The 15,005-nt window shown below is 64.2% G+C and carries 15 protein-coding genes and 1 pseudogene; 4 read left to right on the top strand and 12 right to left on the bottom strand.

Annotated features, from left to right (window positions below; translation table 11 throughout):
• Positions 1 to 48 precede the first annotated feature (48 nt).
• The 4 genes from OKW29_RS22895 to OKW29_RS22880 form a co-directional block, all read right to left on the bottom strand.
• The gene (locus OKW29_RS22895) at positions 49 to 1,626 is read right to left on the bottom strand and encodes an FAD-binding oxidoreductase (protein ID WP_429292715.1); all 1,578 of its coding nucleotides are present in this window, start codon (positions 1,624 to 1,626) and stop codon (positions 49 to 51) included.
• Between the two features lie 96 nt (positions 1,627 to 1,722).
• On the bottom strand, positions 1,723 to 2,631 hold the full coding sequence (locus OKW29_RS22890) for an anti-sigma factor family protein (protein ID WP_429292714.1): 909 nt from the start codon (positions 2,629 to 2,631) through the stop codon (positions 1,723 to 1,725).
• The gene (locus OKW29_RS22885; RefSeq protein WP_184029852.1) at positions 2,631 to 3,191 is read right to left on the bottom strand and encodes a sigma-70 family RNA polymerase sigma factor; all 561 of its coding nucleotides are present in this window, start codon (positions 3,189 to 3,191) and stop codon (positions 2,631 to 2,633) included. The genes OKW29_RS22890 and OKW29_RS22885 overlap by 1 nt, the downstream gene beginning before the upstream one ends.
• A gap of 26 nt (positions 3,192 to 3,217) precedes the next feature.
• A complete protein-coding gene (locus OKW29_RS22880; protein WP_167368637.1) occupies positions 3,218 to 3,355 on the bottom strand; it encodes a hypothetical protein in 138 nt (45 codons plus the stop codon).
• Positions 3,356 to 3,793: 438 nt separating this feature from the next.
• Between OKW29_RS22880 and hfq the strand changes: the two genes are divergently transcribed.
• A complete protein-coding gene (hfq, locus tag OKW29_RS22875; RefSeq protein WP_187626770.1) occupies positions 3,794 to 4,279 on the top strand; it encodes an RNA chaperone Hfq in 486 nt (161 codons plus the stop codon).
• A gap of 30 nt (positions 4,280 to 4,309) precedes the next feature.
• Here the strand turns inward: hfq and OKW29_RS22870 are convergent, their stop codons facing one another.
• Positions 4,310 to 4,537, bottom strand: coding sequence for a hypothetical protein (locus OKW29_RS22870; protein WP_429292713.1), 228 nt, complete (start codon positions 4,535 to 4,537; stop codon positions 4,310 to 4,312).
• Positions 4,538 to 4,745: 208 nt separating this feature from the next.
• On the opposite strand from OKW29_RS22870, the gene OKW29_RS22865 reads away from it, so the two are divergent.
• On the top strand, positions 4,746 to 4,937 hold the full coding sequence (locus tag OKW29_RS22865) for a hypothetical protein (protein ID WP_090805694.1): 192 nt from the start codon (positions 4,746 to 4,748) through the stop codon (positions 4,935 to 4,937).
• 241 nt (positions 4,938 to 5,178) lie between these two features.
• Here the strand turns inward: OKW29_RS22865 and OKW29_RS22860 are convergent, their stop codons facing one another.
• Complete coding sequence (locus OKW29_RS22860; RefSeq protein WP_429292712.1) at positions 5,179 to 5,895, bottom strand: DUF2968 domain-containing protein; 717 nt, start codon at positions 5,893 to 5,895, stop codon at positions 5,179 to 5,181.
• 107 nt (positions 5,896 to 6,002) lie between these two features.
• On the bottom strand, positions 6,003 to 6,269 hold the full coding sequence (locus tag OKW29_RS22855; protein ID WP_429292711.1) for a hypothetical protein: 267 nt from the start codon (positions 6,267 to 6,269) through the stop codon (positions 6,003 to 6,005).
• Here OKW29_RS22855 and OKW29_RS22850 point away from each other — a divergent pair.
• Together OKW29_RS22850 and OKW29_RS22845 are read left to right on the top strand one after the other, a co-directional pair.
• Positions 6,190 to 6,387, top strand: a pseudogene (locus tag OKW29_RS22850) (ShlB/FhaC/HecB family hemolysin secretion/activation protein); the annotation flags it as partial. The gene OKW29_RS22855 and the pseudogene OKW29_RS22850 overlap by 80 nt on opposite strands.
• Before the next feature lie 201 nt (positions 6,388 to 6,588).
• Positions 6,589 to 7,074 carry a DUF2147 domain-containing protein gene (locus OKW29_RS22845; RefSeq protein ID WP_429292710.1) on the top strand — a complete coding sequence of 162 codons (486 nt, stop codon included), beginning with the start codon at positions 6,589 to 6,591 and terminating at the stop codon, positions 7,072 to 7,074.
• Between the two features lie 159 nt (positions 7,075 to 7,233).
• Here OKW29_RS22845 and OKW29_RS22840 read toward each other — a convergent pair whose 3' ends face one another.
• The 5 genes from OKW29_RS22840 to OKW29_RS22820 all read right to left on the bottom strand — a co-directional run bounded on the left by OKW29_RS22840 (position 7,234) and on the right by OKW29_RS22820 (position 14,836).
• Positions 7,234 to 7,692: a transposase gene (locus OKW29_RS22840; RefSeq protein ID WP_429292709.1), complete on the bottom strand. Its 459-nt coding sequence runs from the start codon at positions 7,690 to 7,692 to the stop codon at positions 7,234 to 7,236.
• Between the two features lie 99 nt (positions 7,693 to 7,791).
• A complete protein-coding gene (gene zapE, locus OKW29_RS22835) occupies positions 7,792 to 8,889 on the bottom strand; it encodes a cell division protein ZapE (RefSeq protein WP_429292708.1) in 1,098 nt (365 codons plus the stop codon).
• Between the two features lie 88 nt (positions 8,890 to 8,977).
• Entirely contained in the window at positions 8,978 to 10,420 is a 1,443-nt protein-coding gene (lpdA, locus tag OKW29_RS22830) for a dihydrolipoyl dehydrogenase (RefSeq protein WP_429292707.1), read from the bottom strand.
• 138 nt (positions 10,421 to 10,558) lie between these two features.
• The gene (odhB, locus tag OKW29_RS22825) at positions 10,559 to 11,833 is read right to left on the bottom strand and encodes a 2-oxoglutarate dehydrogenase complex dihydrolipoyllysine-residue succinyltransferase (protein ID WP_184029896.1); all 1,275 of its coding nucleotides are present in this window, start codon (positions 11,831 to 11,833) and stop codon (positions 10,559 to 10,561) included.
• Between the two features lie 141 nt (positions 11,834 to 11,974).
• A complete protein-coding gene (locus tag OKW29_RS22820) occupies positions 11,975 to 14,836 on the bottom strand; it encodes a 2-oxoglutarate dehydrogenase E1 component (protein ID WP_429292706.1) in 2,862 nt (953 codons plus the stop codon).
• Positions 14,837 to 15,005: the final 169 nt, after the last annotated feature.

The raw sequence follows: 15,005 nt of genomic DNA, 5'->3' as shown, positions 1-15,005 counted from the left end.
TCCGTTCTGTTTGCGCTTCGGTCTGCCCTGCGTGTCCGCACGCGTCGTTCACGTGTACCCCCGCCGGTCGCGCCATGCCGCCGGCCAGATGCCCTGCTTGCCCGGCGCGAGAATGCCGTTCGGGTCGAGCGCATCCTTCAGCGTTTCGGCGAAGCGCAGCGACGCACCGTCGTTGAAGCTGTATTGCGCGGCCGCGAAATCCATGTACGCGAGATGCGCGCGATATTCGCCGTAGCCGGCCGCGCGCGCGTCGCTCATCAGCGAGCGCAGCAGCGCGCCGGCCTGCTCCACCTGGTTCGCGTCGTCGCGATCGAAAATCGCCGCGAAAATATGATGCAGATGCCGCGCGCCCGCGGTGAAGCCACCGTAGTAGTCAAAGCCGTATTCGGCGGCGCGCGCTTTCACCATCGTGTACTGGCGCATCGCGTCGCGCCCGGTCGCCGGACAGATCGGCGCGAAGTCGACGTGCGCGCCCGCGACGCCGCGCCAGTCGAGCATGCGAAACGCGGTCATCGCGGGAATGCCGGCCATGTTGCGATCGCCGCCGCCAGTCGGCTGAGCATCGCCCGCATAGCGCGCCGCCGTGAGCCGCGCCTCTGGCACCCGCGCGAACGCGCGCTCGATCAGCGCGTAGCGCGCATCGATCAACTCGGGCGTGCCGTACAGCGCGAAATGCAGGTTCCAGCGCCCGACGCCGAGTTTGTCGAGCATCGCCTGCACCGCGCTTTCGGGCATCGCGCCCGCGCCGTCGTACCACTGCCGGCGTGGCGACAGGCTCGCCGCGCGCCGCAATCCGCCCTCGATCACCGCGTGATTGCGGATCGTGCCGTCGAGCCGCAACGGCCGCAGAATCTCGACGATCTCCTCCAGATCGGCCTCGCGACGAAACTGGATTTCGCCGAGCAGATACGCGGGCGGCGCGGGCATCAGCCACACGCCGAGCTTCGTCACGATGCCGTAGTTCGACTGCATGAACATCGCATCGAACGACGGCCCGTAGCCAGGCTGATACAGCTGCCACGCAGTGCCGATCTCGACGCCGCCCATGCCGGTGCGCAGCACGTCGCCGTTGGCGAGCACGACCTCCATCCCGCATTGGGCCGCCGCGTGATCGCCGTAGTCGGTATAGCCGAAGCCGCGCTCCAGCGTGTTGCCGACCACGCTGCCCCAGCCGGCAGCCGGTGGATCGACCCAAAGCTTGTAACCCTTGTCGCGCAGATGCGCGTACAGATCGAAATAGCTGACGCCCGGTTCGACCAGCGCGTAGGCGAGCGTTTCGTTGACTTCGAGGATGCGGTTCATGCGCTGCAAGTCGAGCACGACCGAGCCGCTGAGACGCGGCGCCGCGCCGCCGTACGCGAAGTTGCGCCCGGTCGAGACGGTCCACAGCGGAATCCGGTACTGATTGGCGATGCGCAGCACCGCGCGGATTTCATCGACCGACGCGGGCAGCAGCGCGGCGCTCGCGACAAACGCCCCCGGCTCGCCAGGAGCGAACGGATCGACATAGGCGGCGAGGCCGGCGTCGGAACGCAGCACGTGCGCTTCACCGACGATCGCGCGCCAGCCGGCGAGCGCCCGCTCGAACTGCGCGGCGGACAGGTTGGGCGGCAGCGTCTGGGGCAAGGCGTCTCCTCGTCGGTCGGGTAACCCGCGGGTGCAGTCGCGCGGGCAGCTATGCGTGCGTCGCCGCTGACGGCCTTGACGACACGCTACCGCCCGCTACTGCTGCCACGTCTCAGGCTTACCACCGAGCGCGCTGCACACGTCGATCGCGATCTCGCGCAGCTTGCCTTCCGCGATCGCGCCAGACAGCGCGTAGCCCATGCCGTCGCTGATCCAGTAGAAGGTGCGGCGGTTGCCGTCGCGAAACAGGCGGAACGCGGTTTCGTCGCGGGTGACGCCGGTCACGTACAGCGTCAGGCGCGCGCCGGCCTGGTTCTCGTACATGAACTGCGCAGCCGGGCCGGCCTCGCCGGGCAACAGCCGGCCGCCCACCAGCGAATAACCATACTCCTGCAGCGACGGCACCGACAGCGGACGATTCAGCCGCTTCGACAGCCAGGTGATCAGATGCTCCTCTTCGCTCGCGGCGACTTCGACCGGATGACGCCGCTCCGGCGAGTACACTGCGTACGCGACATCCGCGCGCTGCGCAAAACCGGCCGGCTGTCCGCCGAAGCCGCTCCACGCGCCGCGGGTCAGCCGCGGCGCGAGCGGACCGAGGGTCAGCGCGAGCCCGGCGCCAGCCGCGAGCCAGCAGGCGGCGAGACCCGCGCGCTTCCACCACGGCCGCGTCCGACGCACGACGATAAAAGCCGGCTCCTCCGCCTCCGTGGGCTGGCTGCCTGCATAGCTTCGCTCGCCGGATTCGGCGGCTTGCTGCCGATCGTCGGCCCGCTGCCCTGTTTGCGCTTGCCGCGCATCGCTGTGCGGCGCGCCGCACAGCGCCCGCAGCGCCGCCTTCTGCGCGCGCCACGCGGCCACGCGCGCGGTGGCCTCCGGATGCTGGCGAAGCTGCGTTTCGATCGCGGCGCGCTGCTCTTCCGGCAATTCGCCATCGACATAGGCCGACAGCGCGCGCAGATCGAGCTCGTCATGCAAGCCGGAATCGGAGTCATCGTTGTTCATTATCGGTTTCTCACCACTTTCAGCGGCGCGACTTTATGCGCCGCCCGCGGCGCACGGGGCTGCGGTCCGTGCATCGGCCCTGGCGGCTCCTCGCACAGCAACGCGCGCATATGCTCGCGCGCCCGCGACAGCCGCGACATCACCGTACCGATCGGCACCCCCAGCGCGCTCGATGCCTCCTGATACGACAGCTCCTCGACGCACACCAGCAGCAGCACCTCACGCTGCTCGAGCGGCAGGCAGTACAGCGCGCGCTGCACGTCGCGCAGCACCAGACCGTCGACCTCACCGTGCGGCGCCTCGAGATTGCGCCACGGCGCGCTTTCGTCGTCGACGGCGATCTCGCGGCGCCCGCGCAGCTGGTCGATGTACAGATGCCTCAGGATCGTCAGCAGCCACGCGCGCAGGTTGCTGTTCGGCCGGAATGCCGACCAGCGCGCAAGCGCGCGCTCCGCCGTATCCTGCACGAGATCGTCGGCCCAGGCGCGGTCGCCCGTCAGTGCGCGCGCATAGCGGCGCAGCTGGGGCAGCCACGCGATCACTTCCGCTTCGAATGTCACCCGGCGTGCCAGGCCCGGTCGCGGCGTTAGTAGCCGCCGCCGCTGCTGTTGCTGTTGTTGCTCGAACCCGACGCGGCGTTGTCGGTATCGGCCGCGTGCGCGAGGGAGCCGCACGCGAGCGCGAGCAGGACGAAGAGCGCTGACAGAATACGGGATGCTTTCATGGTGAGCCTCCTGGCAGATGCCCGGCACGCGATCGACCGACCGGCACGGCGGGCGGCAGGCCGCGGAATGCGGTACTGCCATACTGGACTTAACGCCGCGATCGCGTGGTTTATTCCATCGCCGTCGTGGCGCTGTTTCGCTGCGCTGTTTCTCCGGGCTTTTTCGCGGCGCTTCGACGCCGCCGCCGTGGTCGCGCAACATGCCCCTATGTTCTTCCTTTTCCGCCAACCATGCCGGCAATGCCTGGAGAGACCGGAAGAAGACGACATTGACCAGCAGATTCGTAACTCAACGTTACAGTCCCGCGTTATCGGATGCTTATGTGCTCGCAAGTCGTTATAGTGGACAAAGTTCGCCCCGTCGACGCGTTCTGCCCCCGCATAGGGTAGAAAGGGTAAAATCGCGGCGAACCACCGTCTATCTAACCTGAATTGTCCATGGCTTCCGCAGAATCGCATCCGCAAAACGACTTCATGAACGCTGCGCGCAAGGAACGAAAGCGCGTCGAGATCTATCTGGTCAACGGCATCCGCCTGACCGGATGCATCGAGTCGTTCGATCAGTACCTGGTGATGCTGCGCACGCCGGTTGGCCTGCAAGGCATCTACAAGCGCGCGATCTCCACGATCCAGCTCGACACCGGCACGCGGCCGGCGCCGCGCACGGGCCGAACGTCGCATGGCGAACATGGCGCGCGCGGTCCCCATGGTTCGCGCGAACATCGCGAGCCGCGCGAAGGGCGTGAATCGTACGGCACGCCGTCGGCCGAACGCACGCCGAGCGAGCGCAGCGGCAACTCCGAAGGTCCGGTGGTCGTCACGCGGCGGCGGCGTCTGTTCGGCACCGGCGGCGAAAGCGGCAATCATGGCGGCAACCACGGCGGCAACCACGGCGGCGGCAGCCCCGGCGGCAATCAGGAATAAATACGAAGAAGCTGTAGCGGCCGCGCCTCGCTACTCCGCGGACGAACCGAGGCGCCGCAGAATTTTCTCCAGTTGGGTCAGCTGACGCTCGGTCAGCTCGAATCTCCCCTTGACCGCCAGCACGCGGCGCCGCCAGAAGCCGGCGTCGAACAGGTGCAGCGCCGGTTGCCGCGTCGCCCAATCCAGGTGTTCCAGTTCGGTTTCCACGACGTGGGCTGCGAGCACTCGTCGCGAGCCCGCCGGCTTTTTCCCGTTCATCAGGTTCGCTGTGTGATGGATCGATGGAGGTGTCGTTCGCGGCTCAAGCGCGGCTCAAGCGCGGCTCGAGCGCGGCCGGGACACCACTCGGAGAACGAATCGATGCCGGCCCGGCTTTAAACGACGGGCCTGCGCCATCTGGCGGTCGTTCGCCGATAGCCGCGATGCGCTATGCTGAATGATCGACCCTCTACCGATGGAGCGCGCCATGACCAGCAAAAACCAGCATGCCTCCCGACCGGCGCGCACGCGCCGGACGCCGCCGACGTCCGCCGATACGCGGCTCGACGAAGCGCTGATGGAAAGCTTTCCCGCCAGCGATCCGATCGCCGTCGACGTGACGCAGCCGCCTCGCGAACGGATGCGCAAAACGCAAGCGGATACGCGCAAGCGGCATTGAAGTCGCGCCGTCTTGCGTCGTACGACGGCGGCGCACAACGACGCGGCAACGAGCCGTCAGGGCTCGCGAAAAATACCGAGTGCAAATGCCGAAAAGCCCGGCGGTAAAAGTGCGATGCGCGGGCTGGCGGGGTGTGGAAAGCACCGATCAAACATAACAATGGTAACGCCCGAGGACGAGCCGGACGGCGCACCGATTTCCGCGCCGTCCCGCCACTCCACCCAGGCTCACACCGTCGTGCTCAATGCACCGGCAAGCCGCTATTGAGCTGACGCTGCAGGTCGCGCACCTGGCGCTGCGCGACGCGCAACTGATCCTGCGCGGCGGCCTTCTGCTGCGCCAGTTCGGTCGCCTCGGCGCGCTTCTGCTCCTGCTGGCTCGCGACGATGCTTTGCTGCTGACGCGCGACGTCGAGGTCGGCCTGCAGCCGGCTCGCGCGTTGCTGCGACAGCGCGACCATGCGCTGCGTGAACGCCTTCTGCGCTTCGAGTTGCGTACGGCGGATCTCGATGTCCGACAGTTGCATTGTCTGCCGCGCGAAATCCTTGTAGATCAGCTCGGCGCGCGCGGCGTCCTGCGACTTGATCACGCGCCAGAAGTTTTTCTGCTGGAACAGCGCGACGTAGTAGGTCATCTCCTTGCCGTAGAACAGCAGGCTCGCGCCATAGCTGCCGTTATACGTGGTGCGCAATTCGCTCAGATCCGGGCCGTGGATCATCTGCTGCAATTCAGCCACGTTCCCGGTGGCGGATTGCCGGTTTTCATCCGGCGTCAGTGCAGTGGTTTCCGCCTGGCCGGCCTGCGAGGTGTCGGGCAACGCACTCGTCGTACCCGGCTGGGACACGACCGTACCGCTCGCACCACTGTTCTCCAGAGCCTGTGCATTCGCGCCCTGAAGGGCCCCCAATACGATGCATGCGGCCAGAGCAATCTCTCGTAGCTTCGACTTTCGGTCCATGTGATACCTGTTGAACAGATTTTGTTTTAGTAGAAAACGGGGAATTATTACTCACTTTCGCGGGTTTCGGGCTCTTCGTCGAAAATATGGTACTTGCGCGTTTGCTTCTATAACAGGCACAAGCGTAGTCCCGCCTCACCGGCGCGGCGGTAGACGACGATCCGTTCGATTCCCTGCCGCCGATCGAGGCGCCCCACCGCGGTCCGAACCTGACCGTGCAGGTCGACGGCGGGAAGTCGATTTCGTTCGACGAAGTCGCGCAACGCTACACACCGCTCGTCGACGAGGACATGCCATGAGCCGGGCGATGCGTCGGGCGATTCCGGCTGGGGCGCGACGGTCGCGGCCAACCGGCCGATCACGCTCGGCTTCACCTATGCGTACTGCGACAGCCTCGATGTGTCCGTCGGAAAAGCGGTCGGTGATGCGCCGGTGGAGAGCGCATCGCACAGTCCGCGCGTCAACGCGAGGTTCTGCTACCAGCTGAATTGACACGCTTCAGAAGTGCCGCGAGCGGATTAGAAGCTCCACTATCAAACGACGCATGCACTTTCGCGTATTCTGCGCTGACGATGCAAACGGCACACCGCTGGCACCGTTCCGCATCGCGAGGGCCGGTACCGCACATCCGACCACGATGCCCATAACGCCGCGCGACCATGATCACGCTGTCTCATATCAAGGAGGAACGCAATGACGCAATTCACTCGACGTGCCTGCGCGCTTGCGCTGCGCACCGCCCGTCACGCCGCGCTCGCCGGCGCCCTGCTCGCCAGCGCCGTGACCGCAATGGCGCAGACCGATACACCGATCGGCACGTGGCAAACCATCGACGATCACACGGGCCAGCCGAAGGCGCTCGTGCAGATCACTCAAGACGGCAATGGCGAACTGAACGGCAAGGTTATCAAGGGTCTCGGCGCGAACGATCAGCCGGATCGCCGTTGCACCGAATGCACCGACGCGCGCAAGGATCAACCGGTCCTCGGCATGACCATCATCAACAGCATGAAGAAGGATGGCGACGCGTGGGATCACGGCCAGATTCTCGATCCTGAAAACGGCAAGGTCTACAAATGCAAGATGCATCTCGAGGACGGCGGCAACAAGCTCGTGGTGCGTGGCTACATTGGGGTCGCGCTGCTTGGCCGCTCGCAAACGTGGATACGGCAGCAATGAGGGTCGACGTGCGGCGCATGCGTGGCGCCTGGCACGTCGCCTGAATGTGCGCATGATGCTGCAACGATGCGCGCTCTGCGCCAGGAGGTGCAACATAAAAAACGGCCGGCGATCAAGAATCGCGCGGCCGTTTTCATTGGGGCAAGCTGTTTGCGATGGTCATGCTGCCTGCTTGAGCGGTGCAGCGTAAGCGATTGGCGACGCCGGCACCGACGTGGCCGGTACCGGATTGTATACGGCGGCCGGAACACGAAACGCCGCGGGCACGCGCTTGGACGCGGCGCGCTTGTGCTGCACGCTCGCGTGCGTGCGCATACGCGCTTCCATCAATCTGCAGAAATCTTCGCTCGCGGTGCCGAGCAGTTGCTCCGTGACGTGCTTGAGCACGCCCGATTCGTACCACGACTTGAAGCGGCGATGACAGGTCTGATATGACGGGTAGCGGCGCGGCATTGCGGACCAGGTGGCGCCGCTATACATGACCCAAAGCACGCCGTTGAGCACCGAGCGGGTATTGGCAAGTGGACGGCCACGCATTTCGGTACGCGGCCGGAGTTCGGGCAGCAGTGGCGCAACGCGCTGCCATTCTTCATCGGTGATTTCGCGATACGGGTTCATGCTTCCTCCTTTGTCAGAACAACGACAAAAGATAGCCAGTCATCCGTGCGCGGAATATCAGACCACTCCGATTCCTGAAAATGTGTCGTGCGCGGTAGCTCAGGTTAGGGACGTGTCGACAATCCGGCGCGGCGTGTCGAGATACTCCTTCGACTGCATCTCGACGATGCGCGACACCGTACGCGTGAATTCATTAGCCATCGGACCGTCGACGTACAACTGCTCCGGCGGCACCGCAGCCGACATCAACAGCTTGACCTTGTGGTCGTAGAACACGTCGATGAGCCACGTGAAGCGGCGCGCTTCCGACGCCATGCGCACCGACATCTGCGGCACGTCCGACAGGATCACCGCGTGAAAGCGGGTCGCGAGTTCGAGGTAGTCGTTCTGCGAGCGCGGGCCCCCGCACAGCGTCGCGAAGTCGAACCAGACCACGCCGTCCGCGCGGCGCAGCGCCTTCAGCTCGCGCTTCTCGATATGCAGCAGCGGGCTTTCGTCGGGCACCGCGGCGAGGCGCGCGAAGGCGTCGCGCAGCGCCTTGCCGGCGGCGGCGTCCAGTGGCGTGTGATAGACCTCCACCTGCGCGAGCGTGCGCTGGCGATAATCGATCCCCGCGTCGACGTTGATCACGTCGAGCTTCTGCTTGATCAGCTCGATCGCGGGCAGCATGCGGTCGCGATGCAGGCCGTCCGGGTACAGCGTGTCGGGCGCGTAGTTTGACGTCATCACGAACTGCACGCCGTTCTCGAACAGCTTGTCGAGCAGGCGATACAGGATCATCGCGTCGGCGATATCCGACACGTGGAATTCGTCGAAACAGATCAGCCGATAGCGCTTCGCAATGCGCCGCGCGAGTTCGTCGAGCGGATCGGCCCGGCCTTTGAGTTCTTCGAGTTCGCGATGCACTTCGCGCATGAACTCGTGGAAGTGCAGACGGGTTTTGCGATGCAACGGCACGATCATGTAGAAGCTGTCCATCAGGAAGCTCTTGCCGCGGCCCACGCCGCCCCACATGTACACGCCGCGCGGCAGATCGGGGTGAATGATCAGCTTCGTGAACGCGTTCGAGCGGCGCGACTTGTATGCGACCCACTCTTCATAGCACCGCTGCAGGCGGTCGACCGCCGCGCGCTGCGCCGGATCGGATTGATAACCGCGCGTCAGCAGTTCTTTTTCGTAGTATTCGGTGACGTTCATCGTGTTGCTGCAAAAAGAAAGGCGGGAGGGATTGAACCCCGCCCGCCTTTGGTGATGCCAAGGTTGCGTTTCGGTCAGGCGTGCGTGCTTACATGTTCAGCGCGCGCTTGTCGACGGCGAGTGCCGCTTCGCGCATGACTTCCGACAGCGACGGGTGCGGATGGCAAATACGGCCGATGTCTTCCGACGCCGCCTTGAACTCCATCGCCACCACGGCTTCCGCGATCAGGTCCGATGCGTCCGCCGAGATGATGTGCACGCCGAGCAGTTCGTCGGTCTTCGCGTCGGCGATCATCTTGACGAAACCGTCCGCCTTGTTGATGCCGAGCGCGCGGCCGTTCGCCATGAACGGGAACTGGCCGGTCTTGATCTCGCGGCCTTCCGCCTTCAGTTGCTGCTCCGTCTTGCCGACCCACGCGATTTCCGGTTCGGTGTAGATCACCCACGGAATGCAGTTGTAGTCGATGTGCGGCTTCTGACCGTCGATCACTTCGGCAACCAGTACGCCTTCGTCCTCAGCTTTGTGCGCGAGCATCGGGCCACGCACCACGTCACCGATCGCGTACACGTTCGGCACGGCCGTCGCGCAGTGGTCGTCCACGTCGATGAAGCCGCGCTCGTTGGCCTTCAGGCCGATCGCTTCGAGGCCGAGGTTGTCGGTGTTCGGCACGCGGCCGACCGACACGACCAGGCGGTCGGCTTCGAGCGTCTGCGCGTTGCCGTCCTTGTCCGTGTAGGCGATCGTCACGCCGTTCGCGCTCGTCTTCACTTCGCCGACCTTCACGCCGACGTGGATGTCGAGACCTTGCTTCTTGAACTGCTTGGCCGCTTCCTTGGACAGCGCCTGGTCAGCCACGCCGAGGAATTCCGGCAGCGCTTCGAGCACGGTCACGTCCGCGCCGAGGCGGCGCCACACCGAGCCGAGTTCCAGACCGATCACGCCTGCGCCGATCACGGCGAGCTTCTTCGGTGCCGTGTCGAACGAGAGTGCGCCTTCGTTGTCGGCGATCAGCTTGTTGTCGACCGGAATGCCCGGCAGATGACGCGCCTTCGAACCCGTTGCGATGATCACGTTCTTCGCCGTGACGACTTCGCTGCTTGCACCATCTTCGCCTTCGCCGCTCACTTCGATCTGCACACCGGCGTCCGTCTTGCCGGTGAACTTGCCATGGCCCTTGAGCCACGTTATCTTGTTCTTGCGGAACAGGAATTCGATGCCCTTGGTCATCTTCTCGACGATGCCGTCCTTGCGGCCCATCATCTTCGAGATATCGACCGAGACGTTTTCCACCGAGATGCCGTGGTCGGCAAGGTGATGCGACGCGTTCTCGAACTCTTCCGACGAAGCGAGCAGCGCCTTCGACGGAATGCAGCCGACGTTCAGGCAGGTGCCGCCGAGCTTCAGCGTGCCGGCCGGGTTCTTCCACTTTTCGATACATGCGACGGTCTTGCCGAGCTGCGCTGCGCGGATGGCGGCGATATAACCGCCAGGGCCTGCGCCGATCACGACGACGTCAAATTCTTTGGACATGACAATCCCTTTGATGGCGGAACGGCGCCGGGCCACTCGAGGTGGCGCGCGCCGTTCCTGTACTGCGGAATGCTAAAGACGTGCTACGGATGACGCCGGCCCGCGCAAACCGCCGGCCGGCGTCGGTGGAACGTGCGCTTACAGGTCGAGCAGCAGGCGAGCCGGATCTTCCAGCGCATCCTTCATCGCGACCAGCGACAGCACTGCTTCGCGGCCGTCGATGATACGGTGGTCGTACGACAGCGCGAGGTAGTTCATCGGGCGGATCACGATCTGGCCGTTTTCGACCACTGCGCGTTCCTTGGTGGCGTGCACGCCGAGAATCGCGGACTGCGGCGGGTTGATGATCGGGGTGGACAGCATCGAGCCGAACACGCCGCCGTTCGAGATCGAGAATGTACCGCCAGTCATTTCTTCGATGGACAGCTTGCCGTCCTTCGCCTTCTGGCCAAATTCGGCGATCTTCTTCTCGATGTCGGCGAGGCTCAGCTGATCTGCATTGCGCAGGATCGGCACCACCAGACCGCGCGGCGAACCGACAGCGATACCGATGTCGAAGTAGCCGTGGTAGACGATGTCGTTACCGTCGATCGACGCGTTCACGAGCGGGAACTTCTTCAGCGCGTGAACAGCTGCCTTCACGAAGAACGACATGAAGCCGAGCTTCACGCCGTGTTCCTTCTCGAACTTGTCCTTGTACTTGTTGCGCAGTTCCATGACCGGCGCCATGTTCACTTCGTTGAACGTCGTGAGGATGGCGTTGGTTTGCTGCGACTCGAGCAGACGCTCGGCGATACGAGCACGCAGACGCGACATCGGCACGCGCTGTTCCGGACGGTCCTTCAGCCATTGATCGGCCGATGCCGGGGCCTTGACGTCCGGCAGCGACGGCTTCGCAGCCTTCGGTGCGGCAGCCGGAGCCGGTGCAGCCTTGGCAGCCGGAGCAGCCTGGCCGGCGACGAGCACGTCGCCCTTCGTGATACGGCCGTCGCGGCCGGTGCCGGCGACGTCGCCCGCAGCCAGACCCTTCTCTGCCATCAGCTTGCCGGCAGCCGGCGAAGCAGCGGTGTTCGACCCCGTTGCGACAGCGGCCTGAGCCGCCGGTGCGGGAGCCGCGGCAGCGACCGGAGCCGGCTTCACTTCGGCTTCGACAGCGGCGGCGCCTGCGGTGCCTTCCGTGTCGATCTTCGCGATCACCTGCTCAGCCGTGACCGTGTCGCCGTCGTTCGAAATGACTTGCGCGAGCACGCCTGCTGCCGGTGCCGGCACTTCGAGCACGACCTTGTCGGTCTCGATTTCGATGAGGATTTCGTCCTGAGCGACAGCCTCGCCGGGCTTCTTCTTCCACTGCAGCATGGTTGCCTCCGAGACCGACTCGGAGAGCTGGGGAACCTTGACTTCAACAATAGCCATTATGAGTATCCTGAATACGTATCGGGTGACGGCGCTTCTTCACGACCGCCTGCGAACCGTGAACGCCGCGCCTGAACCTCATGGGAAACGTTCGGCGCGGCGCGGGAAAGCGCACTGCGCTTTCCCGGCTCGTCTGTTTCTTTATTTAGCGATCGACGCGCTCTTGAGACGGCCGAAAGCGCCTTCGATCAGCGCCTTCTGCTGCTCGTAGTGCTTCGCGTAGTAGCCGACTGCAGGCGAAGCCGAAGCCGGACGGCCGCTGTACGCCAGCTTCTGCCCTTCCTTCATGCCTTCCTTCAGATGGTGCTCGATGTAGAACCACGGGCCCTGATTCTGCGGCTCGTCCTGCACCCACACCACTTCGGTTGCGTTGTCGTACTTCTTCATTTCCGCTTCGAACTGCTTGTGCGCGAACGGATACAGCTGTTCGATACGGATGATCGCGACGTCGTTCACCTTCGCTTCGCGGCGATGCGCGACCAGGTCGTAGTACACGCGGCCCGAGCAGGCCAGCACGCGCTTGACCTTCTTCGCGTCGATGGTTTCGTCCACTTCGCCGATGACCGGCTGGAACGAACCCTTCGCGAGTTCCGACAGATCCGACACGGCTTCCTTGTGACGCAGCAACGACTTCGGCGTCGCGACGATCAGCGGCTTGCGGAACAGGCGGATCATCTGGCGACGCAGCAGGTGGAAGACCTGCGCCGGCGTGGTCGGCTGAACGACCTGCATGTTGTGGTCTGCGCACAGTTGCAGGAAACGCTCGATACGCGCCGACGAGTGTTCCGGACCCTGGCCTTCGTAGCCGTGCGGCAGCAGCATGGTCAGGCCCGACACGCGGCCCCACTTCACTTCGCCCGACGAGATGAACTGGTCGATCACGACTTGCGCGCCATTCACGAAGTCGCCGAACTGCGCTTCCCACGCGACGAACGTGTTCGGTTCAGCGGTCGAGTAACCGTATTCGAAGCCGAGCACCGCTTCTTCCGACAGCACCGAGTCGATCACCGTGAACTTCGCCTGACCATCGGCGATGTTCTGCAGCGGCACGTAGGTGCCGTCGTTCCAGCGCTCGCGGTTCTGGTCGTGCAGCACTGCGTGACGGTGCGTGAACGTGCCGCGGCCCGAATCCTGACCGGTCAGGCGAACTGCGTAGCCCGAAGCGACCAGCGACGCGAACGCGAGGTGCTCGCCCATGCCCCAGTCGAGCTTCGCTTCGCCGCGGCCCATGGCGCGACGGTCGTTGATCACGCGCTCGACGAGCGGGTGAACCTTGAAGTTTTCCGGAATCGTGGTGATGCGTTCGGCGAGGCGCTTCAGTTCCGCGAGCGGCACGGCCGTGTCGGCCGCGTCGGTCCACTTGCGGTTCAGGAACGGCACCCAGTCCACCGCGTACTTGCTCTTGTAGTTCGAGAGCACCGGGTCGACCGTGTGGTGGCCCTCGTCCATCGCCCTGCGATAAGCCTTGACGAATTCCTCGCCATCCTCGGCCTTGATGACGCCCTGCTGAACGAGCTTTTCAGCGTACAGCGCGCGCGTGCCGGGGTGCTTCGAAATCGTCTTGTACATCAGCGGCTGCGTGACCGCCGGGGTGTCCTGCTCGTTGTGGCCCAGCTTGCGGAAGCAGACGATGTCGACGACGACGTCCTTGTGGAACTGCATGCGGAAGTCGATCGCCATCTGGGTGGCCAGCACGACCGCTTCGGGATCGTCACCGTTCACGTGCAGCACCGGCGCTTCGATCATCTTGACGACGTCCGAGCAGTACAACGTGGAGCGCGAGTCGCGCGGGTCCGACGTCGTGAAGCCGATCTGGTTGTTGATGACGATGTGCAGCGTGCCGTGCGTGCCATAACCGCGCGTTTGCGCGAGGTTCAGCGTTTCCATCACGACGCCCTGGCCGGCGAAAGCCGCGTCGCCGTGGATCTGCACCGGCAGCACCTGAACGCCGTTTTCGTCGCCGCGACGGTCCATACGCGCCTTCGCCGAGCCCTCGACCACCGGGTTGACGATTTCGAGGTGCGACGGGTTGAACGCGAGCGACAGGTGAACCGGGCCGCCTTCCGTCGCGACGTCCGACGAGAAGCCCTTGTGGTACTTCACGTCGCCAGCAGGCAGATCATCGACGTGCTTGCCTTCGAATTCGGCGAACAGGTCTGCCGGCATCTTGCCGAGCGTATTGACCAGCACGTTCAAACGGCCACGGTGAGCCATCGCGATGACGATTTCCTGAACGCCGCGCAGACCGCCGTGACGCACGACTTCGTCCATCGCCGCGATGAAGCTCTCGCCGCCTTCGAGCGAGAAGCGCTTCTGGCCGACGTACTTGGTGTGCAGGAAACGCTCGAGGCCTTCGGCGGCCGTCAGGCGATTCAGGATGTGCTTCTTCTTGTCGTTGTTGAAGCTCGGCGTCGAACGGATCGATTCGAGGCGTTCCTTCCACCAGCGCTTCTGCTCCGGATCGCTGATGTACATGTACTCGGCGCCGATCGTGCCGCAGTACGTGTCGCGCAGGGCTTTGACGATCTCGCGCAGCGTTGCGCGCTCGAACCCGAAGTACAGATTCGTTGCGCTGAACTCCTGGTCCATGTCGGCTTCGGTGAAGTCGTAGAACGCGGGTTCAAGTTCGGGGATCGCGGGACGCTCGCGGCGCTTCAGAGGATCGAGATTGGCCCATTGCGAGCCGAGGAAGCGATATGCGCCGATGAGGGACTGGACGTAAACCTGTTTGCGGGCGGTTGCGAGATCTTCGCCGCCGGCCGTTGCGCGCGGCAGGAAGGCATTGGCCTTGGCGCGCTGGGCAAACGATTCGACGATCGGGCCATGGGCCACGTCGTTGGCGTTGCTGCCGTCCGATGCGGGCACGTTCTGCAACGCATCGAAATAGCTGCGCCAGGTCTCGGGCACTGACGCCGGATTATCGAGATACGCTTCGTACATTTCTTCAACGTACGGAGCATTGCCGCCGAACAGATAAGAGTTCGACTGGAATTGCTTCATCATTTTTACGCTCACCTTTCTTCGAGTTTCTCGAGAAATAGCGGGTTACCGAACCTTCCGCGACACGGCCTGACCGTTTAGCGGATTGCGCGAATCAAGTCTTGCTTGGAAGGACCTAAAACTTTGCACCCGGGAGCATAGCACAGAACGAATAGCCCAGATAGCGAACGGC

It is taken from the genome of Paraburkholderia sp. CI3, from assembly GCF_050436505.1.
Classification (GTDB): Bacteria; Pseudomonadota; Gammaproteobacteria; order Burkholderiales; family Burkholderiaceae; genus Paraburkholderia; species Paraburkholderia tuberum.
Note: the sequence above shows the minus strand (reverse complement) of the source record. Positions and strands in the feature narration are given on the sequence as shown.

Coding starts and splice junctions, on each gene's coding strand:
- OKW29_RS22890 (WP_429292714.1), bottom strand. CDS start 2,631: ATGAACAACGATGACTCCGATTCCGGCTTGCATGACGAGCTCGATCTG.
- OKW29_RS22880 (WP_167368637.1), bottom strand. CDS start 3,355: ATGAAAGCATCCCGTATTCTGTCAGCGCTCTTCGTCCTGCTCGCGCTC.
- hfq (WP_187626770.1), top strand. CDS start 3,794: ATGGCTTCCGCAGAATCGCATCCGCAAAACGACTTCATGAACGCTGCG.
- OKW29_RS22870 (WP_429292713.1), bottom strand. CDS start 4,537: ATGAACGGGAAAAAGCCGGCGGGCTCGCGACGAGTGCTCGCAGCCCAC.
- OKW29_RS22865 (WP_090805694.1), top strand. CDS start 4,746: ATGACCAGCAAAAACCAGCATGCCTCCCGACCGGCGCGCACGCGCCGG.
- OKW29_RS22860 (WP_429292712.1), bottom strand. CDS start 5,895: ATGGACCGAAAGTCGAAGCTACGAGAGATTGCTCTGGCCGCATGCATC.
- OKW29_RS22845 (WP_429292710.1), top strand. CDS start 6,589: ATGACGCAATTCACTCGACGTGCCTGCGCGCTTGCGCTGCGCACCGCC.
- OKW29_RS22840 (WP_429292709.1), bottom strand. CDS start 7,692: ATGAACCCGTATCGCGAAATCACCGATGAAGAATGGCAGCGCGTTGCG.
- zapE (WP_429292708.1), bottom strand. CDS start 8,889: ATGAACGTCACCGAATACTACGAAAAAGAACTGCTGACGCGCGGTTAT.
- lpdA (WP_429292707.1), bottom strand. CDS start 10,420: ATGTCCAAAGAATTTGACGTCGTCGTGATCGGCGCAGGCCCTGGCGGT.
- odhB (WP_184029896.1), bottom strand. CDS start 11,833: ATGGCTATTGTTGAAGTCAAGGTTCCCCAGCTCTCCGAGTCGGTCTCG.
- OKW29_RS22820 (WP_429292706.1), bottom strand. CDS start 14,836: ATGATGAAGCAATTCCAGTCGAACTCTTATCTGTTCGGCGGCAATGCT.